The organism is Acinetobacter sp. YH12251 (genome assembly GCF_013417465.1).
GTDB classification, from domain to species: domain Bacteria; phylum Pseudomonadota; class Gammaproteobacteria; order Pseudomonadales; family Moraxellaceae; genus Acinetobacter; species Acinetobacter amyesii.
In genome coordinates, this window is sequence record NZ_VPDZ01000005.1 from 1 (window position 1) to 22440 (window position 22440).

The 22440-nt window shown below is 40.3% G+C and carries 22 protein-coding genes; 2 read left to right on the forward strand and 20 right to left on the reverse strand.

Annotation, left to right across the window (positions count from 1 at the left end):
* Both FTV27_RS05150 and sbmA read right to left on the reverse strand, forming a co-directional pair.
* Positions 1-2043 (reverse strand): BapA prefix-like domain-containing protein (locus FTV27_RS05150; protein WP_180077330.1); only part of this gene is annotated, 2043 nt, incomplete at its 3' end.
* A 497-nt stretch (positions 2044-2540) separates the two neighbouring features.
* Positions 2541-3737 (reverse strand): peptide antibiotic transporter SbmA, encoded by a 1197-nt coding sequence (gene sbmA, locus FTV27_RS05155; protein WP_180077332.1) that lies wholly within the window; start codon positions 3735-3737, stop codon positions 2541-2543.
* A 459-nt stretch (positions 3738-4196) separates the two neighbouring features.
* Between sbmA and FTV27_RS05160 the strand changes: the two genes are divergently transcribed.
* Positions 4197-4391 (forward strand): hypothetical protein, encoded by a 195-nt coding sequence (locus tag FTV27_RS05160; RefSeq protein WP_180077334.1) that lies wholly within the window; start codon positions 4197-4199, stop codon positions 4389-4391.
* Between the two features lie 283 nt (positions 4392-4674).
* Here the strand turns inward: FTV27_RS05160 and FTV27_RS05165 are convergent, their stop codons facing one another.
* The 14 genes from FTV27_RS05165 to FTV27_RS05225 form a co-directional block, all read right to left on the reverse strand.
* Positions 4675-5727 carry an AbrB family transcriptional regulator gene (locus tag FTV27_RS05165; protein WP_180077336.1) on the reverse strand — a complete coding sequence of 351 codons (1053 nt, stop codon included), beginning with the start codon at positions 5725-5727 and terminating at the stop codon, positions 4675-4677.
* 46 nt (positions 5728-5773) lie between these two features.
* Positions 5774-7273: a tripartite tricarboxylate transporter permease gene (locus FTV27_RS05170; protein ID WP_180077338.1), complete on the reverse strand. Its 1500-nt coding sequence runs from the start codon at positions 7271-7273 to the stop codon at positions 5774-5776.
* A gap of 13 nt (positions 7274-7286) precedes the next feature.
* Complete coding sequence (locus tag FTV27_RS05175; protein WP_180024036.1) at positions 7287-7733, reverse strand: tripartite tricarboxylate transporter TctB family protein; 447 nt, start codon at positions 7731-7733, stop codon at positions 7287-7289.
* A gap of 54 nt (positions 7734-7787) precedes the next feature.
* Positions 7788-8843, reverse strand: a complete 1056-nt coding sequence (locus FTV27_RS05180; protein ID WP_180077340.1) for a tripartite tricarboxylate transporter substrate binding protein — start codon at positions 8841-8843, stop codon at positions 7788-7790.
* A gap of 35 nt (positions 8844-8878) precedes the next feature.
* Positions 8879-10030 carry a tricarballylate utilization 4Fe-4S protein TcuB gene (tcuB, locus tag FTV27_RS05185; RefSeq protein ID WP_180077342.1) on the reverse strand — a complete coding sequence of 384 codons (1152 nt, stop codon included), beginning with the start codon at positions 10028-10030 and terminating at the stop codon, positions 8879-8881.
* A gap of 3 nt (positions 10031-10033) precedes the next feature.
* On the reverse strand, positions 10034-11428 hold the full coding sequence (gene tcuA, locus FTV27_RS05190) for an FAD-dependent tricarballylate dehydrogenase TcuA (RefSeq protein WP_180077344.1): 1395 nt from the start codon (positions 11426-11428) through the stop codon (positions 10034-10036).
* Positions 11429-11527: 99 nt separating this feature from the next.
* Positions 11528-12460, reverse strand: a complete 933-nt coding sequence (locus tag FTV27_RS05195) for a LysR family transcriptional regulator (RefSeq protein ID WP_180077346.1) — start codon at positions 12458-12460, stop codon at positions 11528-11530.
* A gap of 225 nt (positions 12461-12685) precedes the next feature.
* Positions 12686-12793: a DUF2474 family protein gene (locus tag FTV27_RS05200; RefSeq protein WP_111886050.1), complete on the reverse strand. Its 108-nt coding sequence runs from the start codon at positions 12791-12793 to the stop codon at positions 12686-12688.
* 11 nt (positions 12794-12804) lie between these two features.
* Positions 12805-13809: a cytochrome d ubiquinol oxidase subunit II gene (gene cydB / locus FTV27_RS05205; RefSeq protein WP_078193076.1), complete on the reverse strand. Its 1005-nt coding sequence runs from the start codon at positions 13807-13809 to the stop codon at positions 12805-12807.
* Positions 13802-15232 (reverse strand): cytochrome ubiquinol oxidase subunit I, encoded by a 1431-nt coding sequence (locus FTV27_RS05210; RefSeq protein ID WP_180077348.1) that lies wholly within the window; start codon positions 15230-15232, stop codon positions 13802-13804. The genes cydB and FTV27_RS05210 overlap by 8 nt, the downstream gene beginning before the upstream one ends.
* Before the next feature lie 259 nt (positions 15233-15491).
* A complete protein-coding gene (locus FTV27_RS17155; protein WP_257229976.1) occupies positions 15492-15905 on the reverse strand; it encodes a DUF2946 domain-containing protein in 414 nt (137 codons plus the stop codon).
* Positions 15906-16111: 206 nt separating this feature from the next.
* The gene (locus tag FTV27_RS05215; protein ID WP_180077350.1) at positions 16112-16984 is read right to left on the reverse strand and encodes an MBL fold metallo-hydrolase; all 873 of its coding nucleotides are present in this window, start codon (positions 16982-16984) and stop codon (positions 16112-16114) included.
* Positions 16985-16986: 2 nt separating this feature from the next.
* A complete protein-coding gene (locus FTV27_RS05220; RefSeq protein ID WP_078193079.1) occupies positions 16987-17403 on the reverse strand; it encodes a DUF6691 family protein in 417 nt (138 codons plus the stop codon).
* A gap of 1 nt (position 17404) precedes the next feature.
* A complete protein-coding gene (locus FTV27_RS05225) occupies positions 17405-17821 on the reverse strand; it encodes a YeeE/YedE family protein (RefSeq protein ID WP_180035493.1) in 417 nt (138 codons plus the stop codon).
* 125 nt (positions 17822-17946) lie between these two features.
* Here FTV27_RS05225 and FTV27_RS05230 point away from each other — a divergent pair, with 125 nt between their 5' ends.
* A complete protein-coding gene (locus FTV27_RS05230) occupies positions 17947-18258 on the forward strand; it encodes a metalloregulator ArsR/SmtB family transcription factor (protein WP_120367942.1) in 312 nt (103 codons plus the stop codon).
* Positions 18259-18298: 40 nt separating this feature from the next.
* Here FTV27_RS05230 and FTV27_RS05235 read toward each other — a convergent pair whose 3' ends face one another.
* The 4 genes from FTV27_RS05235 to dsbD all read right to left on the reverse strand — a co-directional run bounded on the left by FTV27_RS05235 (position 18299) and on the right by dsbD (position 22288).
* On the reverse strand, positions 18299-18661 hold the full coding sequence (locus tag FTV27_RS05235; RefSeq protein WP_180035492.1) for a YidH family protein: 363 nt from the start codon (positions 18659-18661) through the stop codon (positions 18299-18301).
* A gap of 88 nt (positions 18662-18749) precedes the next feature.
* Positions 18750-19502 (reverse strand): thiol:disulfide interchange protein DsbG, encoded by a 753-nt coding sequence (gene dsbG / locus FTV27_RS05240; protein WP_180077352.1) that lies wholly within the window; start codon positions 19500-19502, stop codon positions 18750-18752.
* A 21-nt stretch (positions 19503-19523) separates the two neighbouring features.
* Positions 19524-20366: a TlpA disulfide reductase family protein gene (locus FTV27_RS05245; protein ID WP_180077354.1), complete on the reverse strand. Its 843-nt coding sequence runs from the start codon at positions 20364-20366 to the stop codon at positions 19524-19526.
* Entirely contained in the window at positions 20363-22288 is a 1926-nt protein-coding gene (gene dsbD / locus FTV27_RS05250; RefSeq protein ID WP_257229968.1) for a protein-disulfide reductase DsbD, read from the reverse strand. The genes FTV27_RS05245 and dsbD overlap by 4 nt, the downstream gene beginning before the upstream one ends.
* Positions 22289-22440: the final 152 nt, after the last annotated feature.

The window sequence follows — 22440 nt, forward strand, 5'->3', positions numbered from 1 at the left end:
GCCATCTGTATCTGCATTGCTGATCGCGGTCTGCGCATCTGCATATGCTTCTTCCGCAGCTTTTACTGCCGCTTCGGCTGCATCCACCGCATCATCAATACCATTGCCATCTGCATCGGTGACTGCTGGAATCTCGATATCCGTTAAGGCATCAATTCGATCTTGCAGTGCATCTTTGTCCGTACTGTCTGGCAAGGCATCCACTGCATTTTGTGCTGCATCTTTAGCATCTTGTGCATCTTTTAAGGCATCTTCTAAAGCAGCTTTTTCTTCAGGGGTGATTAAACCATCTGTATTGGCATCAGTGAGTGCATCTTCGGCTGCTTGATACGCATCTTCTGCTGCTTCTACCAGATCTGTGGCTAAATCAACTGGATTTTCTGTGCTGTCATCTACGCCGTTTCCATTCGCATCATTCACTGCTGGAATGGTGATATCCGTCAACGCATCAATACGGTCTTGCAAACCATCTTTGGCATCTTGCACGGCTGCTGGTGCAGACGGTAAAGCATCGACTGCATCTTGCGCTGCGTCTTTGGCGTCTTGTGCCGCTTTGAGGGCTTCTTCAAGTTCGGCTTTTTCGGTTGGGGTGATTAAACCATTTGCATTGGCTTCTTCTAATGCATCTTCTGCGGCTTGGTACGCATCTTCTGCGGCTTTTACTGCCGCTTCGGCATCGGCAATTTGTGCATCAACTGCATCATCAATACCATTGCCATCGGTATCAGTGACCGCTGGAATCTCGATATCCGTTAAGGCATCAATTCGATCTTGCAGTGCATCTTTGTCCGTACTGTCTGGCAAGGCATCCACTGCATTTTGTGCTGCATCTTTAGCATCTTGTGCATCTTTTAAGGCATCTTCTAAAGCAGCTTTTTCTTCAGGGGTGATTAAACCATCTGTATTGGCATCAGTGAGTGCATCTTCGGCTGCTTGATACGCATCTTCTGCTGCTTCTACCAGATCTGTGGCTAAATCAACTGGATTTTCTGTGCTGTCATCTACGCCGTTTCCATTCGCATCATTCACTGCTGGAATGGTGATATCCGTCAACGCATCAATACGGTCTTGCAAACCATCTTTGGCATCTTGCACGGCTGCTGGTGCAGACGGTAAAGCATCGACTGCATCTTGCGCTGCGTCTTTGGCGTCTTGTGCCGCTTTGAGGGCTTCTTCAAGTTCGGCTTTTTCGGTTGGGGTGATTAAACCATTTGCATTGGCTTCTTTTAATGCATCTTCTGCGGCTTGATACGCATCTTCTGCGGCTTTTACTGCCGCTTCTGCATCGGCAATTTGAGCATCCACCGTATCATCAATGCCATTACCATTTGCATCGGTCACAGGTGGAATCACGATATCCGTTAAGTTATCGAGACGATCTTGTAAGTCGTCTTTTTCAGTACTGTCTTTTAATGCGTCAACAGCTTTCTGAGCAGCATCCTCAGCGGCTTTGGCATCGGCAAGTGCTTGCTCAAGCTTGGTCTTTTCTTCAGGGGTAATTAATCCATCCGCTTGTGCATCGGTCAAAGCATCCTTTGCGGCTTTATTTGCATCTTCTGCTGCTTTTACCGCTTTTTCTGCCGCATCGAGTGCTTGATTTGAGTTGCCCGAACCCGATGAACTATCTGAATCATTATTTGCCCAAGCTAAAATGCCTCCAGCAGTAACTAAAGGAACTAACCACGTCCATAAACCAACTGTTGAATCTGAATAGAGTAAAGGATTAATTTCATCGATCGGATTATAGTTAATTTCAAATAATCCAGCTTCATTTGGATTTGTTTCTAATAGATATAATTTATCATCTTCTTCTAGTACAACATTGTTTTCATTTGGATTATCTGTAAAGTAATTCTCAATTATTAGTTGCTGTCCGTCTTTCATTTTTATAATTAAAGTATTTCCACTTCTCTCCATACTTAAAACATTTTCTTTTGAAGTATGTATAACAACAACAGAAGCCTCCTTTAATAAAATATTACTCGTTTGTATGTTTTCTAAAACAGAATGATGTTCTTTTGATACAACTTGGACTTGTAACATGACAATTACCCTCTGGTTTATTTATATATTTATGATTTAAAAAATTTTTTTAACCACAAGCTTTATCTTATTAATCAAAAGGCATGTGAATGGACATATAACAGTTCAGCAAAGTTAAAAAAAATATTAAAGTTTTTTTCTTTATCGCATTGTTAAGATGCTTCACGCCAAACAGAAAGAATGAATTTGCACACAAACACACACCAACACTAAAAAAAATGTGATTTTGTTTGCACTTTAAATGTAAAAAAAAGCAAATAAAATGTGATAAAATTCAACAAAAATGTAATTTTTATAAATTAATCATCGATATGGATACAATAAACATACGTAAAATTACCAAAATTACATAATAAGTATTTTTATTTACATTTTTTTTATAAAATCATGAAATAAGATCTAACCTCTTTAATTTATTGATTTTATTTATAATTCTCATTAATTAAAACCATAAAAAAAACCTGTAATTAATTACAGGTCATTTTTAAGATTAAAAATTAATTATTAATTGTTTCTTCAAATGCTCTTAAACGCTTATAAATAGAAATCAGTTCAATAATGGTTGTCCACGAAGAAATTAGGTATTGGAAAGAATCACGTACACGCCCAAAGACATTTAAAATTTGCATTAATATACCGAGCGTGATTGTTCCCGCTGCAATACTTGGAAACAATACAAAGAACCCATAAATATTATCAAGCTGCATATACCAAATACGAACTAGGTTGAAATAAGTATAGTGAAAATATAGTCTAAAATAATTAAATCGGACTTTACCAAATAATTCTTTTAATGTGAGAGGGTCTGCTCGATCTGCATGATCTTCACCATAAACTAATTCTTTACGATATGCTGCTTCGACTTTTTGATTATTAAACTCCAAACCCGGTAGTTTATAACCCACAAGCATTAAAATAACCGTCCCTAATACTGCCCAAAGGACTGCCGCCCAAACTAATGCATAGGTGATTTCCCCCACGACAGGTAATTTCTTTACATGTGTTGATAAAGTTAACAACACAGGTAGAAATGCAATTAAGGTCATCACCGATTCAACCAAGCTAACCCCAAGTCCCTCTGTGGTTCTCGCAAAACGCATCGTATCTTCTTGAATACGCTGTGAGGCACCTTCGATGGTTCTCAGTTTTTTCCAATGCGCTGTATAAAAGTCATTCATCGCGGTACGCCAACGAAAAACATAATGACTGACGAAAAACAGGTTCAATACCGCCAGTGTGACATACACCATGGCCACATAGAGAAAAGTCAGCGTCTCTGAATATAGCGTCGCCACTTCGCCCCCACCACCTGAAAGCATCTTCTGGATCAGATCATAGAATGGGTTATACCAAGCATTGATTACGACATTACATTCCACACTAAACCAAACATTAAACAGGATAAATGCGGTTCCCCACACAGACCATCGTTGCCAAGGATTATCTGATTTAATCTTCCAAAAGGCTGCAAAGAGTGCCGTTGCTACAAAAAACCAAGCATAGAACCATAAAAATTTGGGGCTCCAAAATCGGCTAATACCAATAGGCAGCTCTGCTTGATGATAATTTGCAGCTAAACCAAACATCGTACCCCAACTATTGCCACCGCTATACCACAAGACAATATTGATCACGAACCATATAAGGAATGATCCAAAAAACCATTTTGGATTTGGAAAAAAAGATTTAAACATTGGTCCTACATTTCCCTGAATCTTTGTTTTTAGATTGAGTTGCTGATAATAAGTTTTATTTCATTAATTTTCTTGTTCAGATTGAATATTTAACGCTGTTTAATCTGAAATTTAACAATCAAATACAAGACGACACATCTTTCGGTTAGCTTAAGGATGAAAACTGAAGTTCACCTTAAATTCATTATTGATCATGCCCTTTTGATGATCTGGTCATTGTTTGTGGAACAAAAAACACATCTTAGGACATATAATTACTGTTAAAAAGTTTGTCATATTTTAAAATTTTTTTTGATATCAACAGATTAAAAAACCATAATTTATTTAACCATTATTTAAACTTAAGTTATGGAAATCTCTAAAATATTTTCTGCGATGGAGCTCACGTCATTTACAAAACATGTTTCTTCACCAATAATATGCTAAGTTCAATTAACAACCTATGCTTGGGGAAGTAAAATGGAAAGTGCAATTGTTGAATTACTCAAACCAATTACATTAAATAAAGAAAATTGCAGTCCTTTGTTTTTTGAAACTGGTACCGTTTTAAAAGTGATTATGCAAACGCCAGAAGGCCTTTTGGTAAGTAATGATGACAAATTTAACTTTATGATTTCATTCAAAGATAAGAATGATGTTTGGCGCGAAATTTAATTTTGACGTTAAATCTTTAAATCTTCGAATTTTGCATAATAATGAAATTTAAAATTTACTGATCTAAAACGGCATTAAAATAATAAGGGACTGACTAGAGCAGTCCTGAATCAAATTGATCCCTCTTGCTCATCTTCATTTTCAAGCCATTATTTAAAACCATTTTTCAACTATCTTTCATTAATCTCATATTTTTCTAACTTCTACTCCGCTGTATTTAAATGCCAAGCTATAGAAAGTATTCTTTTTAATTCATCTGAATCAAAGATTGAATTGGGGATAATTAAGGCTTATCTGTTGTTTTAAAAAATATTTTTTTGCTCAATTGATAAAAATAATTGGTCGTCAATATCACAAAAATCAGGCGTGATAGTTGAAATGCAACCACGATAGGCACAGCTAATCCAAGGGCTTTTGCCATTAAAGACATTTCTGCAATGCCGCCGGGAGATAAGCCTAAAACTAAAATCTTCCCATTAGCATGACTGATATACATCAAGAACAATGCAAAAAGAATGGATAATCCTAATGCCAACAAATTTAAAATGGTCGTCATAGCGATAAATTTTTTATGGCTTTTTAAAAAGCCAAAAGGAAACTTTGTCCCTAATGACCAGCCTATACATATTTGTCCAAAGGCCGTAAACCACGTCGGAAATTTTAGTTCCAATACTCCGAAAAATGAAAGTAATCCCACCATAACTAATGGTCCGAGAACCCATGCATTTAATACGTTGAATTTTTGAAATATTTGCGCAATCAAGCAGGCTAGAGCAAATAAAAGAAGAATTTGGACAATTCCAAAGTGATCAATGATGTGTGGGTCTAGACTCACCCAATGAATATCAAATAATGCTGCTAAAACGATTGGTACAAGCACCACAAGTGCCACGATTCTTAAACTATGTGCAGCAACGACTTTATCCACTTGCGCATGATGATGTTCTGCGATATTCACCATTTCACTGGCACTGCCGATTGCAGAAGAAAACCACGCCGTTGCCCAATCTAAACCATTGATACGATATTGTAATCCTGCGATAAGTGTTCCCAAAATCAATGACCATAAGATGCCGAGTACGATAAATATCCAATAGGCAGAAATAGCATGGACTAGCGCTGGGGTAAAATATAGTCCCAAAACCATACCAATAATGACTTGTCCCACTTTACGCCAATGCGGTGAACATGTGAGTGGTTGGCCTATACAACCAAACAATAAAGCCGCGAGTAATGGCCCGAGCAACCACGGTAAAGGGAGATGAAGTAAATTTGCGATGAGCGCACCGATCAGTGCGCATACCAATCCTTTGGCATTTAATTTTATGATTTCCATATGATCTAACAGCAATGGTCAGACTCGCTGACCATTGCTTCTCCATTTAAGCTTTTTGCTTCTTAATGAATAGATATTTACGGACGATTGGCAAGATCAACAACAGTGCTGACATGACCCATAGTCCCATACTGATGTTACTGCTCCACAGAATACTGAGCTCACCTTGAGAAATGGAGAGTGCACGTCGTAGATTTGACTCCATCAATTCACCCAGTACAAAACCAAGAATCAGAGGTGCCAATGGAAAATCAAATTTTCGAAGGATATATCCAACAATACCGAGCCCCATACAAAGCACAAGATCGAAAACAGTGCTATGAATTGCAAATACCCCAACAAAGCTGACGGTTGCAATAATAGGAATCAAAATATAGCTTGGAATCGAAAGTAAACGCGCAAAGAAGCCAACTAAAGGTAAGTTCAATACCAATAAGATAATATTTCCCACCATTAAGGATGCAATCAATGCCCAAACCAATACAGGCTGCTCCGTAAATAATTGCGGACCTGGGGTAATGTTATACATGGTCAAAGCACCCATCATGACTGCAGTTGTTCCAGAACCCGGCACACCTAAAGTCAACATTGGGACAAAAGAACCACATGCTGCCGCGTTATTAGCACTTTCTGGCGCGGCCAAACCACGTAGATCACCTTTACCAAATTTACTACTGTCACCCGCCATTTTCCGTTCAGTGGTATACGCCATGGCACTCGCCACACTGGCACCCGCACCCGGTAAAATCCCTGAGAAAAACCCAATCAAGGATCCACGAATCATGGTGGCTAAAGCACTCAGAAACTCTTTGACATTAAATAATGAGCGTTTTCCTTGTTCTAAAACCACTTTGCCCATCGTGGTCCGTTCAAGCAGCAGTAAAATTTCACTGATACTAAATAAACCAATCACCACAGTTGTAAAGGCAATGCCGTCACTTAAACCCACACTATCAAATGTAAAACGATAAACACCAGTAATCGCATCCATACCCACGGTCGAAATTGCCAGACCGATCAGCGCCATGATTAACGTTTTAAATGGTTGCGTACTCACTAAACCGGTCAAGCACACAATTGCAAAAACCATCAAGGCAAAGTATTCCGCTGGTCCAAAGGAAACCGCCCATCGTGCCAAAATCGGAGCAAATAAAACAATCCCAATAAAGGCAATCGTACTACCTATAAATGAGCTAACAGATGAAAGGGATAAAGCAATACCTGCCTTACCTTGCTGAGCCAAAGGATAACCATCTAAAGTGGTCATAATTGCACCCGCATCGCCCGGTACATTCAGCAAAATTGCAGAAATTCGTCCACCATATTCACAACCGAGATAAACAGCTGCCAATAAAATTAAAGCACTATCAACGGGTAATCCTAAGGCATAGGCAAAAGGTAATAAGATGGCAACACCATTGATTGGACCCAATCCCGGCAACAGTCCGACAATCGTTCCAATAAATGCACCAATAAAAGCAATGAGTAAGTTTTGTGGTTGTAAGGCAACTTCAAAACCTGTCATTAAGAAATTAAATATGTCCATGTCGTTGTCATCCCTAACCCAAGAAGCCTAGTGGCAATGGCACATCCAAAACACGGTCAAACAGATAGTAGGTACTCATACTCAGCACCAAACCCGTAATAACAACTGGTACTGTTTTCCCGTTAAAAAGTTTCCCAACCGCGATGGTCATCAGTAGCGTTGCTGCGATAAATCCCAACCATTCGAAGCAAAGCGCATACAGTGACAATGCCAATGTACATAGAACAAGTTTGCCGATTAAATGCTTAGTCCAACCTAGTTCAACAGGTTCAAACATCATGGCTGGGCGCACAGTCAAATAAATGGCACTCACTGTAATTAAACCCATCAGTAAAATTGGAAAGGCTTTCGGTCCTACAGGGTCGTAGGAAATCGGCGCTTCAAAATTGCATGCGTAAATTAATAAGAAAAAACCGCAGACCGCAATGATGGCCGTAAGAATCCGTTCAGATTTCATCATCTATCCTCGAAAACAAAAAACTGAGTTGAAAAGGCATTCAACTCAGCGTATTTGTTATTTTGATAATTTATATTCTTCTGATAATTGACGCATTTCAGCCGTTTGCTTATAGACATAAGCACTAATTTCTTCACCTGTTAATTCAAATGGCAACAGATCCTGATTTTCTCGAACGGCATCAAATTTCTGATTGGTCATCATTTTATCAAAGGCATTTTTCCACCAAGCATATGCCTCATCACTGACCTTTGGTCCCATGTAGAAACCACGAATCACAGGCCATTCCAAGTCGTAGCCTTGTTCCTTCGCAGTTAATAACTTAGAAAATTTACCCGCTAAACGTTTATCAGAAAACACTGCTAGAACACGGATATTACCCGCTTCGAGATGCGAGCCAATTTCACTCACATTCCCCACGCCCACTTGAATATGTTGACCTAACAAGGCTGTTAATACTTCGCCACCGCCTTCGAGAGCTACAAAACTCAAGTTGGCAGGATTTACCCCAGCCTTTTTAGCCAAAATTGCCGTTTGCATCCAATCTTGACCACCCACACTGCCAGCACCACCAAAACTGATCCCTTTTGGATTTTCTTTTAGCGCCTTCATCAGATCATCCAGTGTTTTTAATGGCGAATCCTTATGCACTGCCACTAAACCGTAATCAACAGCTACACCCGAAAGCCACTTCACATCCTTCTCAGTAAAATTACCAAATTTACCTTGAGCCAAATTCAGTAAAGAACCAGTTGAAAATGCGATGACCGCATTGTTATTTGCTGGATCATTATTCACGATTTTATTGTAAGCAACAGCCCCAACGCCGCCTGGCATATAGGTCACACGCATCGGATCTTTTAATACTTCTGTTTCTTTAAAGCCGGATTGGATCAGCTTACAGGTCATATCAAAACCACCACCCGGCTTTGCAGGTGCAATACATTCTGCACGTTTTGGATGACCAGGATCTTTTGATGCATTGCCTGTGCCGCAGCCAACGACAGCAATACTGGTGCAAGCGACGGCTAACCATTTTAATTTCTTCATTGTTAAAATATCCTTATAACGTTGTAGTCCATTTAAAAATTCAATTTTCTTACCTATAGCCATCATCGACCTCCATGGTCCGGTTGTGGTTTGGGTGCTTACTTGGTTTTTGAATTCGTTTTAAGTTTTGCGACACGTTCTTCGACGGCAAATTTTAGTAATGCGGCACTTCGGTAAAAGCCGTGCGCAAACTTACCAAAAGGGATCGTCAAGAAGAAAGTCATAACGGTTGCAAGATGAACAATCAGCAAGAGAGCCATTGCGGAACTATCGCGAAATACCAATAACGCCAGACCTGTAATGCTGATCAGCAATAAAAGGAAGATAAAACCACGGTCCATAGGTTTTTGTTTTGCATCACCATGCATCGGATGTCGTTTAATATTGAGATGTAGCAGCCCGATCGGTCCAATGATCAGACCAATACCGCCCAATGTACCTAAAATCACCGGTAAACTGGTGTAGGCATACGGTGCTTCTAAGCCTAAAAAGTAGTGATACATCGTCGCGACACTGGTTGCCATAAAGCAAAGTAAAAATCCATACATCGTAAAGTGATGGAAAACTCGGCGAATTTGCGTATAACGATCATCTTCCTCATTACAACCTTTACCATGTCCACCATCTAAATATTTTAAGGTCAGGACATTTTTTGACGCTTGAAAAATATCAGGTTGTGCAACGCCCTCTGGAATAATTTTTGAGGTTTGTTTCCAAAATTTTGCAATTCCCAAACCCAAAAGTACAAAAGCCAAAATAAACACAGAGCCAAATAACACGGCAAGAAAGTTATGCGGAAAAATTGCATAAAAATTCCCTTGATATTGACCAAAGATATTGGTGCCATTGAGCCAAACACCCAAGAGCATCAGTAATGCAAAAAATACCGACATCGCAGAAACTAGCGGAATTCCGGTCTTTTTATAAATCGCACCAAAAGATGCAGGAACTGCAAATTCTTGATAGGTTTCTAGGCGGACTTGTGCCATGGCTTGAGGAATATTGACGCCAAATTCATGCGGAGGCGCATACTGACAGGCATGTAAACATGCGCCACAGTTGTGACATAAATTTGCCATGTAATGAATATCGGCTTGAGTAAACTCTAGTCTTTTGGTCATTGCAGGGAAAACCGCACAGAATGTTTCGCAGTAACGACATGCATTACAAATCTGTAAAGCCTGTTTTACTTGCTGTTCATGATCCGTGAGCTGCACAACTGGTATTAAGTTTTTAACATTTGCATTCATTCTTTAAACTCCCAGTTTAAATGCAGCTTGAGCCGCATTTTTTCCTGCAATCCGACCAAATGTCGTTCCGATCGACATACCTACACCGGCTGTATAGCCTTGCCCAAGTACATTGCCTGCCATCATTTCGCCTGCAACAAATAGATTTGGACTCGCGACATTTTTAAAGCGTACAGCGGCATCATCTTCGACTTTTAAGCCCAGATAGGTGAAAGTAATGCCTGGACGTAATGCGTAGGCATAATATGGCGGTTGGTTTAAAGGAACAGCCCAATGTGTTTTTGCGGGCGTTAAATTCTCAGTATGGCAATTATCCAGTACAGTGTGATTAAACTCACCCGCCACACAGGCTTGGTTATAGTCCTTCACGGTTTGAACTAAAGTTGCAACATCTAGATTTAATTTTTCTGCCAATTCTTCGATCGTATCTGCCTTAGTACCTTCAAAAACAGGTGGCATAAAACGCCCAACCGATTTTGAATCAATAATTGAATACGCAATCTGACTTGGCTGTTTTGCAACTAAACGCCCCCAAATGGCATAACGTTTCGGCCAGAAATCTTCGCCTTCATCATAAAAACGTTGCGCATTTTTATTGACCACGATGCCGAGTGAAACACAGTCAATACGGGTGCAAATGCCGCCGTCGTACAACGGGGCGCGCGCATCAACTGCGACACAATGTGATTGAGATGGGTCGCCAATAATATCTGCACCCTGATCAATCATGAACTTTAATAAGTTGCCTTGGTTAAAACGTGTGCCTCGTATAATGAAATGATCTGCAGGCCATTCTCCATTTTCATTTTGTCCCCACGCTTCTTTTAACCATTCGCGATTGGATTCAAATCCACCTGCAGCTAATACACATGAAGTGCCGTCAAAACGCGTGCCATCTTCAGCAATTGCAGCAATAAATGTCCCATCTTCAATAATCAGTTCATTGATTTTTGTGTTGTAGCGAATCTCGACCCCTAAATCTTTTGCACTTCTAAAATAGGCATTCACCAAAGCTTTACCACCACCCATAAAAAATGCATTGGTCCGTGCTACATGTAAGGCACCTGATAACGGTGGTTGAAAATTTACCCCATGTTGACGCATCCAATTACGGCAAGTTGCCGTCGTGCGAATCACTAAACGCGCTAAATGCTCATTGGTTTTACCTGCAGTTACTTTGAGTAAGTCCTGCCAATATTCTTCTTCTGGATAGGCATCGACTAACACATCTTGAGGTTCTTCATGCATACAACGCAGGTTACGGGTATGTTGTGAATTTCCACCGCGCCATTCCTTTGGTGCTGCTTCTAACAATAAAACTGAAGCGCCAGCCTCCCTTGCTGTCAATGCTGCACATAAAGCGGCATTCCCACCGCCAATTACAATTACATCATGCATTCGATGTCTTCCCTTTCGAATTTGATGTAATTTAAGACCAAAACTGCCTAGCGCTGTGATAGGCAACTTTTAAATAGGTGTTTAGTAAAATTAAATAGGCTAAAAGTCTAATAGCTCTGCACTTGACCATAATCCTTTATTGATCAACTGCTTAACACAAATTTTAATGGCTACTTTGGTCGCGAGACTTGCAGGAGAAAGCTCTTCTTCAGCAATACTAATAAGATAATTAATTCGATCCAGCACTGGTTCGACTACTTTGAGTAAACAAATATCTGATTTGAGATAATCAAAATGTGCACTGACAGGTTGAATGGTCGCCATATTTAAGTTGCTGACACAGTTCATGAGTAAGTGTAAACCATCAACTTCATAATTTACGTCTAGCCCCTCAACCTTTTGATCTATGAATTTACGTAAACCATGTCGTTGGCTTGGTAATACCAGAGGCAAACGATTCACATTTTCTAAATCAATTTTTCCATTTTCAATGCAGTGTTCAAAGCCATACTCTTTCAGTAAAGAACGATTTGCCATAAGAAACATTTGTTCTTTTAATAACGGTTGTACTGCCCAATTGGCATCGACATCTTGGGTAAAAATAATGGCAATGTCGAGCTGTCTTGAGTTGACTAAATTGGTTAAATTTCCCGAGAGACTTTCAACTAAATGAATTTTAATATCAGGATAACGCTCTGACATGAGCTGCATAAATGGTATGCCCAAAACTGACGCTATACTGGGTGAAAATCCAACGCTGACATGACCCGTCAGACGAGATGAGTGCGCCGCCTCAATGGCATATTGCACATGACGTAGAGAAAGTTGAGCTTGCTTAAAAAATGCTAAACCCGCTGGCGTGGGCGTCACACCTGTAGAATTTCGCTGTAATAAACGTGTACAAAGTTCATCTTCAAGTTTTGCAATTTGTTGACTGAGTGCCGATGTGCCAACCTCAAGTTTCTGTGCAGCTTTGCCTAAACTTCCAGATTCTACAATGGTGATGAAATATTTGAGCTGTTTAAGTTCCACTCACGCTCCTTAAGATTTTTTCAATGCTTCATGTTAGTTTTAACAATATAGAAGCAAAAAAAACAGAAAAATCATTCAAAAGAAGTATTGAATATAAAAAATATATTTTATGTATTTCGACACTTTAAATTGTCATATTCTACCTACTCAATTCACCTTTAGTCCCTCAAAAAAATCCACTATCTTACCCGGCAAGATAGTGGATTCAGATTTAAGGAATAGGTTCTAGTAAGCCCACTGCACCAGCAGTCTAAAGAACCCTGCGACAAGCGCCAAACTCAAGACACCACCAAGCCATAGCACAATAAACCAGCCTGCTTGATTCAGTTTCATGATGATTCTCCTTAATGATAGCCATCATCGCCGACACGAACTTTGTCACGGAACACCCAATACGACAGTGCGGTATAGAACAAAATAATCGGTATCAGCACCAATGCTCCAATCAAGGCGAACAATTGACTGCTTTGCGGTGCTGCTGCCTGCCAAATGGTGACGGATGGTGGGATGATATTTGGCCATAGACTGATTAAGAACCCTGTATATGCCAGCACAACTAAGACAAGTGTATAAATAAATGGCGCAAATTCCTGACGTCTTTTACAGGCACGTAAAGCCAATAATGTGAAGATCAATACTAAAATCGGCACAGGGCTAAAATAGTACAGTTGCGGCAAGCTAAACCAACGATTTGCAATCTCTGCATGTACCAATGGGGTGTAAATACTCACTGCAGCAAAAATCACAAATAAGGCGATAATCAGTTTTGGCATGAGGCTAAACATATGATTTTGAACACGTGCATCAGTTTTAAAAATCAGCCAACCACAGCCTAAGGTGGCATACAGCACCACTACAGCAATCCCAGTAAAAATTGAAAATGGGGTCAGCCAATCCAATCCGCCACCACTATAAATACCATTGGTGGTTTCAATCCCTTGGATATAAGCACCTAAAATCATACCTTGGAAGAATGATGCCAAGATCGAGCCCCAAATAAACGCTTGATCCCATAAATGTTTGGTTCGGTTCGCTTTAAAACGAAACTCAAAGGCGACTCCACGGAAAATCAGCGAGATGACCATTAAGATAATCGGCATATACAGCGCAGAGAGTACAGTCGAATACACCAATGGAAATGCCGCAAATAAGCCTGCACCACCTAAAACCATCCATGTTTCATTGCCATCCCAAACTGGTGCAACGGTATTCATCATCACATCGCGTTCTTGGCGATCTTTTACTAAAGGAAAAAGGATACCAATCCCTAAATCAAAGCCATCGAGTACCACATAAATCAGCACACCCACAGCAATGATTACTACCCAAATTAAGGATAAATCAATCATGGTTTTTCTCCTGTGGTTGTACTTCAAGCGACTCATCAATCGTACTCATTGGACGATTTGATGCACGAATGACCTCACCATCGCTATGGGCTTGAGAATGAATGAACTGTGGTCCTTTAACCATCAATTTGAGCATGTAATAAATCCCAATACCAAATACGACGCAGTAGACAATCACAAAGATTATTAAGGTTAAACCGACTTGTTCTGCCGATACTGGTGACAAGGCATCTTTGGTACGCAGTACGCCATACACGACCCAAGGTTGACGACCGACTTCTGTGGTAAACCAACCAGCAAGCAAGGCAATAAAGCCTGAAGGTCCCATACATAAGGCAAATTTGTGGAGCCATTTTGACTCATAAAATTTCCCAGTTTTACGCAACCATACACCCATCAGAGCAAGCAAAATCATCAAGACTCCCATACCGACCATAATGCGGAAGCTCCAAAATACTATGAGCGAGTTTGGTCGATCTTCAGGGGCAAATTCTTTTAAGCCTTTCACCTCTCCCTCTAAGGTGTGCGTCATGATCAGACTACCAAGGTTCGGAATGCCAATTGCATACTTGGTTTCTTCCGCCTCCATATCAGGAATACCGAACAAATATAACGGCATGCCATGATCTTTATTAGTTTCCCAATGTCCTTCAATTGCAGCAAGTTTCGCAGGTTGATGTTCTAAAGTATTTAGACCATGCATATCCCCCACAAATACCTGTAAAGGTGCAAGTGCGAGAATCATCCACATCGCCATAGAAAATGATTTTTTTACTAAGGCATCACGGCGACCTTTGAGTAAGTGCCATGCTGCAGTAGCAGCGACCAATAAGCCAGATACAAGGAATGCTGCTAGAGCCATATGCGCTAAGCGATATGGGAATGATGGGTTAAAAACGATAGCAAACCAATCTTGCGGCACTATAATGCCATTTTCAAAGCTAAAGCCTTGTGGAGTTTGCATCCAGCTATTGGAAGATAAAATCCAAAACATGGAAATACAGGTGCCAATTGCCACCATCAGTGTGGCAAAGAAATGGGTTTTAGGACCCACTCTTCCCCACCCAAACAGCATAATGCCTAGGAAACCCGCTTCTAAGAAGAAGGCACTCAAGACCTCATAACTGAGTAAGGGGCCAGTGACACTACCCGCAATACGAGAGAATTCACTCCAGTTGGTGCCAAATTGGTAGCTCATGACTACCCCTGAAACCACTCCCATTCCGAAAGACAATGCAAACACCTTGATCCAAAATTGGAACAGATCACGGTAAACGGGATCTTGTGTTTTAAGCCAACGCCATTCTAAGACCGCAAGAAAACTTGCTAGCCCAATGGAAATTGCAGGGAAAATAATATGAAAAGAAACTGTAAAAGCGAATTGAATTCGCGCCAATTCAAGTGCTGTCAAACCTAAATCCATGTCTATCACCTTATTGTGGAATTATGCGGTGAACCACTAACGGCCCATAATTTCGGGACTGCTTTAGGAAAGATAGATCAGTACGATGACGCAGACTGTTGTGAATCTGTTGGGATTTGATCAATTGTTTTAGCCTAATGATATAGGCGAACCGATTCTGTTCGCATCCGCTAAACGATGCAAAAATATAAAGTTTCATAAAATCACTCTTTAAATACCGAGGTAAATCAACAATTCAAATTGTTGGTCTGATTAGGATTTAAAGTGTGTGTGGAGGTGCCCTACCTTGTGGAAGTAAGTAAAGCCTTTGCAGTGAGAAATATACATGTCGGAAAGCATCTTTATAGAAACTTAGACGGACTTGAATCTTATCGATGATTTCAACAATCTCAAAATCAAAAGGTAGGACAACATCACCATAGACGGTACAGTATTGGCATTGATGGTTATGTCCATTGTGATCGTCGTGATTATGATCGTGGGTTAGATGATGAACAAGTTCGTTATACGTCTCATGTACGTGTTTGTGCTTTTCTGGGGACAGTAAATTATGTGTAATAGAGAGACATACCGGAGCAATTTGAAATTCTTCGGGTAATAGTGGTTGTAAATATACTGCGATTTGCAAAATTAAAGTTAAAATTGCAAAAAACATTCCACTCTGTCTTAGCAACATATTCTCTCAACAGATGCCAACGAAAGCAAAAATACTTAAAAGGCAGTGCTGGCTTGAAATCCGATCATACAAGTCAGCTTTATAGAATATAATATACCTAAAATACCAAGATCTTTAAAGTGAATATTCACTTTAAAGATATAAATATGAATTTTTAAGATAAAGACATAAATAAGTCTTTAATAATTTGAAATACAATATTTTTAGGTTTTAAAAAAATTAAGCGGTAACTTTAAATACGACACCCCATTTTCTTCAGATTCGGGAAATTGACCCGCTTTCATATTGATTTGAATCGACGGCAAAATCAGTTTAGGCATACTTAATGTTGCATCCCGCTCATGACGCATCTGCACAAATTCAGATTTTGTAGTTCCCTCATGAATATGAATATTGTGCTCTTTTTGCGTTTGAATATCGGTTTGGCAGTGATATTCATCACGCGTTTTTGGCAAATAGTCATGGCATAAGAACACCCGGGTGGACGCTGGCAATTGATACAGTTTTTGCACCGAATCAAATAAGGTATCTGCACTACCACGCGGAAAATCACAACGTGCTGTGCCATAATCTGGCATAAATAAAGTATCACCGACAAAAACTGCATCACCCACTACATAACTTAAACATGCAGGCGTATGACCTGGTGTCGGGATGTTATATACCTCTAGCTCACCAATATGAAAATGCTCATGATCATCAAATAAATAATCAAATGGTTGTTGAGCATTAAACTGCTTGATATCTAAATTATAAATGGCACTAAAGGTTTCTTGCACCAAGGCAATGTGATGACTCATGGCAATTTTGCCACCGAGTACAGATTTTAAATACTGTGCTGCAGTCAAATGATCGGCATGCACATGGGTTTCCAAAATCCAATCTACTTTTAAATCTTGTACTTTGACATATGCAATGATTTCATCAGCATGGGTGGTCGAGGTGGTTGCCGAAGCCGCATCATAGTCCAAAACACTGTCAATGATAGCGCAGCGCTTGGTTACCGGATCACTCACCACATAACTAAATGTATTGGTCGCTTGATCAAAAAAATCCTGAACAATCGGTTGTTGCATAGTTAAGCTCCTGACCATTTACGGTGAATCAACACGCCTGCAAGCATCGCCACTATAAAATATAAAACTTGATAATGCCCTAAGCCAATTAAGGTGAAACTTGGCGCTGGGCAAATGCCGGCAATCCCCCATCCTGCACCAAATATTAAGGCACCGATAATAAGCTTTGAATCAATTTTATTGTTACTTGGTAAATCAATCTGCTCATTAAATACTGTGGTTGGTGCACTGCTACGTACCGCTTTTTGGAATGGAATAAATGCCACAGCAATTGCCCCCATCATTACAAAGGCAAGGCTTGCATCCCAATTACCAAATATGTCTAAAAAATCGATCACTTTTTGCGGATTAGACATGCCAGAGAACATCAAACCCACTGAAAAAAGCGAACCAAATACAAAAGCTAAAAAGTTTTTCATTTTAGAATGCTCCAATCAAGTGACGAACGACATATACAGCAATAAAGCCTGCAAACATAAAGGTCATAGTTGCAATGATGGAACGTTTAGATAATCGGCTGATCCCACAAATACCGTGACCACTGGTACAACCAGAACCTAAGCGGGTACCAAAACCCACTAGTAAACCAGCAATAATCATCATTATTGGGCTAGCAGACACGATAATCTCTGGTTGTACAAAAAGACCATAAATAAATGGCGTGATGATCAAGCCTGAAAGAAACCACACTGCAGGCGTTTTAAAAATCGTCTGTGGATTCAGTACCTGCGCAATCAAGCCACTGATGCCTGCAATACGCCCATGGACATACAAATAACCCACCACTGCTATACCCAACAGAGCACCACCAAGAAACGCTGTCACAAAATCATGCATAGTTAACGCGCCATAAACAATATTCAAACTTATATTATATATCTTTGTATATTAATCAAGCCATTTTATGTTATTATCTCGACATACTTTGCTCTTTTTGCTTTTTATGATTCGGGTTAGACGTTATGAACATCGCAATCGATAACTTAAAAATTGAATTTACGCAGGTTGATACCGTTTCCAATTGTTTGAAAGTGTTATCAAATCCGGACCGTTTAAAAATTTTATGTGTGTTGATCAATGGCGAATTAAATGTTCAGCAAATTGAGGAATGTACTGATATTCATCAGCCGACCCTATCACAACAATTGACCGTTTTACGGAACAATAAAATTGTCTCGACACGTCGTGAAGGCAAACAAATTTTTTATCAATTGGCAGACCCTAAAGTGCTGGGTATTATGCAAACGCTGTATCAATTGTACTGTCAGGAATAAACATTTTTGTGCATGCTTTTGTATGGAAGCTCAGCCAAGTTTAGTAAATCCAAAATGAGATGATCAGCAAAAACCCAGTCAGCATGGTCAATAAATTCAGCCACACGGGATGTTGTGTATGATAATCCTCAATAAATTCCTGTTCGGTTAATGAGCTTAATCCTCGACGATATTGCAAAATTGAGGCAAAGTTCACCAATAAACCAAACACAATCACGGCAATGCCAAGCCACTGTCCATAGATAATTTTGTGCTGATATTCCTCAGGGTGCAGTAGTTGTAGCAATACATTTGATTTTTCAATCACAAAACCAAAGGCTATCAGGGCTAAACCACTGCGGTTCCATGCCAATGCTGTACGTTCCAAAGCGAACAATACGCGTGGATCTTGTAAATTTGACATTGCGCCCCCTGATGTTTAAGTCGTTGACGTTGAGCTTAGCATGATCTTAGACGCGCTGTTGTGTTGGCTTGGTGAGCATCTATTTTCCTTATTTTTCAAAGATTTCTTTGAGATCACTCGGCATCCCTTGTGCAGACTTGAAGTTCCCCTTGCTGTCACGCCAAGCAATGGATGGTGTTGAGAAGAAACCATATTTGCCCATTAAGCTTTGGTTAAAATCAATTTTTTCTGCAATCTCTAAAGGAATATTTTCAGCTGGTTTAAGACGATTTTTGCCACGATTGATATTAATGTCATTAAATACGGCTGTTGGATTTTTTGACATGAGTAAAGTTGCCACCTGAGCACGGCTTTCATCACGAATCACACCCACTTGAATATGACGTAATTGAACCTTGCCTGACTCTACCCAAGGACGTGCTTCTTGCCAAAATTTATGGCAATACGGGCAATTGGGATCTGAGAATACATAGACAATACGTGGCGCATCGGTTTTGCCATCTTGAATCCATGTTGAATCTTCTAATGTTTTCCATACATCATCCAAAATGGCTTTTTTCATATGCGTTTCAATTTGGCTATTGGAAAGACTATTTCCTTGGGCATCAAACAACTCGCCTTTGATGTAATACTTGCCATCATTGGAAATAAAAATGGTATTGGAATATTGGTCTTCATGCCCCACCCAACCCGTTAAACCTGCAGGTGCAGGAATTTGTTTGACAAATTGAAAGCCTTCTTTTTCGAGTTGTTTTTTAATGGCATTCGGATTGGCACTGACACCACATGCCACCGTCAACAGTGTTCCGATAACTAAACTGGTTTTAAGTAAAGTATTCATGACGCATATCCTATGATCAATTTATGGATTCATTTTCTTTAAGTATTGTTGCAACATCGCTTGACTGAGTTCGCCTTGATGACGCGCAATCAACTGACCTTGTGCATTGAAAAATAAGGTAGTGGGTAAACCTAAACTGTTCACTGCTTGTGGCATTTCACCCTGCACATCTAGCAGAACGTGTTTAAAACTGAAGTGATGTTTTGTGAGATAAGTACGGACGGTATCGACCTCTTCACCTTGATTGAGCATGACAAAATGCACCTCAGGATATTGATCCTGCGCACGCTGTAATACGGGCATTTCACGATGACACGGCGGACACCAACTCGCCCATAGATTCACAACCGTCGGCTGACCTTGAAATTGTTTTAGCGCAATCATTTCTGACCGACCTTGACTGGCTAGGTTCAGACTTGGAAAACTCAAATTTGGATAATGGCTATCTTGATGCATGATTTTTTGTACTGTCCATCCTGCCCCCATAAGCAGGACAAAGATCAGTAATAAAATGGCCTTGGCTTTTTTTGTCATGGCTGAGTTTTTCCACCAAAACCACGCACTTCCTGTCAGCACACCGCCTATTAGATGAAAACCTTTATCTTGAATTTTCAGAATATCAATTGGCGATGCGAGATAAGATTCCAGATTCAATCCAATAAAGACTAGGCGTGCACCTATTAATCCGATCCAAACACTGCTCCAAATCGAATCTTGAAAACGCTGTTGGATTTCGGTTGACCACTGTGCTTGTTGCCCGATTTTTCGTCCAACCATGGCAGTGACCAGCAAAGCCAACACCAAACATAACAATCCCCATGGCAACATGAATGGTCCAAGATGCAGTGCTTCGCTTGAGATCATGGCGGTGTACCTCGGTTTAATCGGCTCAAGAGTTGCGCTGCACTAAAGGTACCCGTCAAACGTAGATTGCGCTGTTCCTGATGCTCTGTATCTAAGAAAATTAAGGTCGGTGGCCCTAAAATTTGCCATTGTTTTAGTATGACATCCTGACTTGCTTCATATTCAGTTAAATCGAATTTGATTCGAGCAACAGTATCTAAAGCTGTTTGTACATCGGCACGAGGCAACACCTCTTTTTCAATCGGCTGACAAGCCACACACCAATCGGCATACACATCGATGAGTACTGCTTGTCCTTTGACTTGATTGAGTGCCTGTTCAAGCTCGGCTTGTGTACGTACTTTTTGCCATGCGACTAATGATGTGGCTTGTGTCGTACTCAGTTGTGACCATGCTTGCGTGATATACCATCCACCGGATATTGCAGTAGCTAAGCTCATAACAATGAACAGCAATTGCGTCGGCATTTGTGAAATATGTGGACGTATCTTCCATAAAATGTAAACGGTGATACTGATGAATAAGAGTCCCATCAACATCAAATAAACCACACTAGGTAGTAAAGGACGCAGGAAATACACCGCCAACAACAGCATGACAAAACCGAAAGTGAATTTCAGACGATCCATCCACACGCCCGGTTTGGGTAAGTACTGTGCACCAAACACACAGGCAATCAACAATGGTAAGCCCACACCTAGACCTAGAATAAACAGGTAACTAGCCCCCATCCACGGTTCAGGCAATTGCGCAACAAACAGCAAAGCCCCTGCCAATGGCGCACTCATACAGGGTCCGACAATTAGCGCAGAGATCATGCCCATAATGAATGAACCCCATAAGGTTCCACCTTTTTGTCGTTGTTGCCATTGATCTAAACGCTGTAATACACCTTGTGGTAAAGACAACTGGAATACGCCAAATAAATTTAGTGCAAACAGCACAAACATGACCGCAAATAACCCAATAAAGATGGGACTTTGTAACCAACGTTGGAAGTTATAGCCAAGTCCTGCCACAGCTAAACCCATCAAGGCATAAACCAATGCCATTCCGACCACAAAGACACCTGCAATCATGCCAGCACGATAGCCACGATGACGTTGCACTAAAATACTGGATAAGATCGGAATCAGTGGTAAGGAACATGGTAAGAATGCGAGCAATACACCTAAACCTAAAAAAATGATCAGATTCAGTGCAATATTGTCTGTTGAAAGTAAGTGAAAGAAGTACTGATCATTGTTCCAATCGGCCTGCTTCGTACGCTGTTCAGCATTCGTTGTAGTCACAGATTCAGAACTTGCCAGCATCATCAAGGCATCATCTAGCTCTGGCGCACTTGCTTCGCTAGGTTCTGTTAAAGCAGTCACTTCAGAAGAGGGACTTAAACCATTTTCATCCTCTTTGACTTCTGCTGTATTTGCTGGCGTTACAACTGTTACAGTTTCAGTGTTTTTCGCCTGTGGATCTGCAGGCATTGCAGTATTGGGTAATGACGACGATGTGACTACATCTAATAATTTCTTTTGCGTTGTACTTTGCTGACTCAGCCTGCTTTCAGGCAATAATCCATCGGCATCGGTGTGAATGGTTGTACGCTGTACTGGATAACATAAGCCACTTTCGGCACAGCCTTGCCATTCAATTTTATAGCTTTGATTGGGTTGCATGGCGACAGTCGCTTGCACTTGACCATAATGTACGTCGGTCATGCCGAAATTGGGGTCATCTTTTTGCTGTGGACGAGGCAGTTGCAGTGATAATGCTTTGCCATTTTCAATGACTTTAAGCTGATCATGATACAGATAATAACCATCAGCAATACGCCACGTGAAGCTGGCTTGGTCTTGCGCTGTCGATACAGCCTGAAAAGCAAATGATTGATCAGGGGGTAAAAAATCAGCGGATGCACTTTGCATACTCAAAATGCTGAATATTCCACACAACCCTACTAACCCTATACGCATAGATGACTTTAATACCCGACATAAATCTATTTTGGTTGATTATGCGAAAGCATAAATTAAGGGAGCATTAACAAGATAAATCATTTATAAAATACAGGCAGGAA

Excerpts from the sequence above, each read along its gene's own strand:
- FTV27_RS05180 (WP_180077340.1), bottom strand. The coding sequence starts at position 8,843 with ATGGCTATAGGTAAGAAAATTGAATTTTTAAATGGACTACAACGTTAT.
- FTV27_RS05230 (WP_120367942.1), top strand. The coding sequence starts at position 17,947 with ATGAACATCGCAATCGATAACTTAAAAATTGAATTTACGCAGGTTGAT.
- cydB (WP_078193076.1), bottom strand. The coding sequence starts at position 13,809 with ATGATTGATTTATCCTTAATTTGGGTAGTAATCATTGCTGTGGGTGTG.
- tcuA (WP_180077344.1), bottom strand. The coding sequence starts at position 11,428 with ATGCATGATGTAATTGTAATTGGCGGTGGGAATGCCGCTTTATGTGCA.
- FTV27_RS05160 (WP_180077334.1), top strand. The coding sequence starts at position 4,197 with ATGGAAAGTGCAATTGTTGAATTACTCAAACCAATTACATTAAATAAA.
- dsbG (WP_180077352.1), bottom strand. The coding sequence starts at position 19,502 with ATGAATACTTTACTTAAAACCAGTTTAGTTATCGGAACACTGTTGACG.
- FTV27_RS05210 (WP_180077348.1), bottom strand. The coding sequence starts at position 15,232 with ATGGATTTAGGTTTGACAGCACTTGAATTGGCGCGAATTCAATTCGCT.
- FTV27_RS05200 (WP_111886050.1), bottom strand. The coding sequence starts at position 12,793 with ATGAAACTGAATCAAGCAGGCTGGTTTATTGTGCTATGGCTTGGTGGT.
- tcuB (WP_180077342.1), bottom strand. The coding sequence starts at position 10,030 with ATGAATGCAAATGTTAAAAACTTAATACCAGTTGTGCAGCTCACGGAT.
- FTV27_RS05175 (WP_180024036.1), bottom strand. The coding sequence starts at position 7,733 with ATGATGAAATCTGAACGGATTCTTACGGCCATCATTGCGGTCTGCGGT.
- FTV27_RS05235 (WP_180035492.1), bottom strand. The coding sequence starts at position 18,661 with ATGTCAAATTTACAAGATCCACGCGTATTGTTCGCTTTGGAACGTACA.
- FTV27_RS05165 (WP_180077336.1), bottom strand. The coding sequence starts at position 5,727 with ATGGAAATCATAAAATTAAATGCCAAAGGATTGGTATGCGCACTGATC.
- sbmA (WP_180077332.1), bottom strand. The coding sequence starts at position 3,737 with ATGTTTAAATCTTTTTTTCCAAATCCAAAATGGTTTTTTGGATCATTC.
- FTV27_RS05225 (WP_180035493.1), bottom strand. The coding sequence starts at position 17,821 with ATGCATGATTTTGTGACAGCGTTTCTTGGTGGTGCTCTGTTGGGTATA.
- FTV27_RS05245 (WP_180077354.1), bottom strand. The coding sequence starts at position 20,366 with ATGATCTCAAGCGAAGCACTGCATCTTGGACCATTCATGTTGCCATGG.
- FTV27_RS05215 (WP_180077350.1), bottom strand. The coding sequence starts at position 16,984 with ATGCAACAACCGATTGTTCAGGATTTTTTTGATCAAGCGACCAATACA.
- dsbD (WP_257229968.1), bottom strand. The coding sequence starts at position 22,288 with ATGCAAAGTGCATCCGCTGATTTTTTACCCCCTGATCAATCATTTGCT.
- FTV27_RS05220 (WP_078193079.1), bottom strand. The coding sequence starts at position 17,403 with ATGAAAAACTTTTTAGCTTTTGTATTTGGTTCGCTTTTTTCAGTGGGT.
- FTV27_RS05170 (WP_180077338.1), bottom strand. The coding sequence starts at position 7,273 with ATGGACATATTTAATTTCTTAATGACAGGTTTTGAAGTTGCCTTACAA.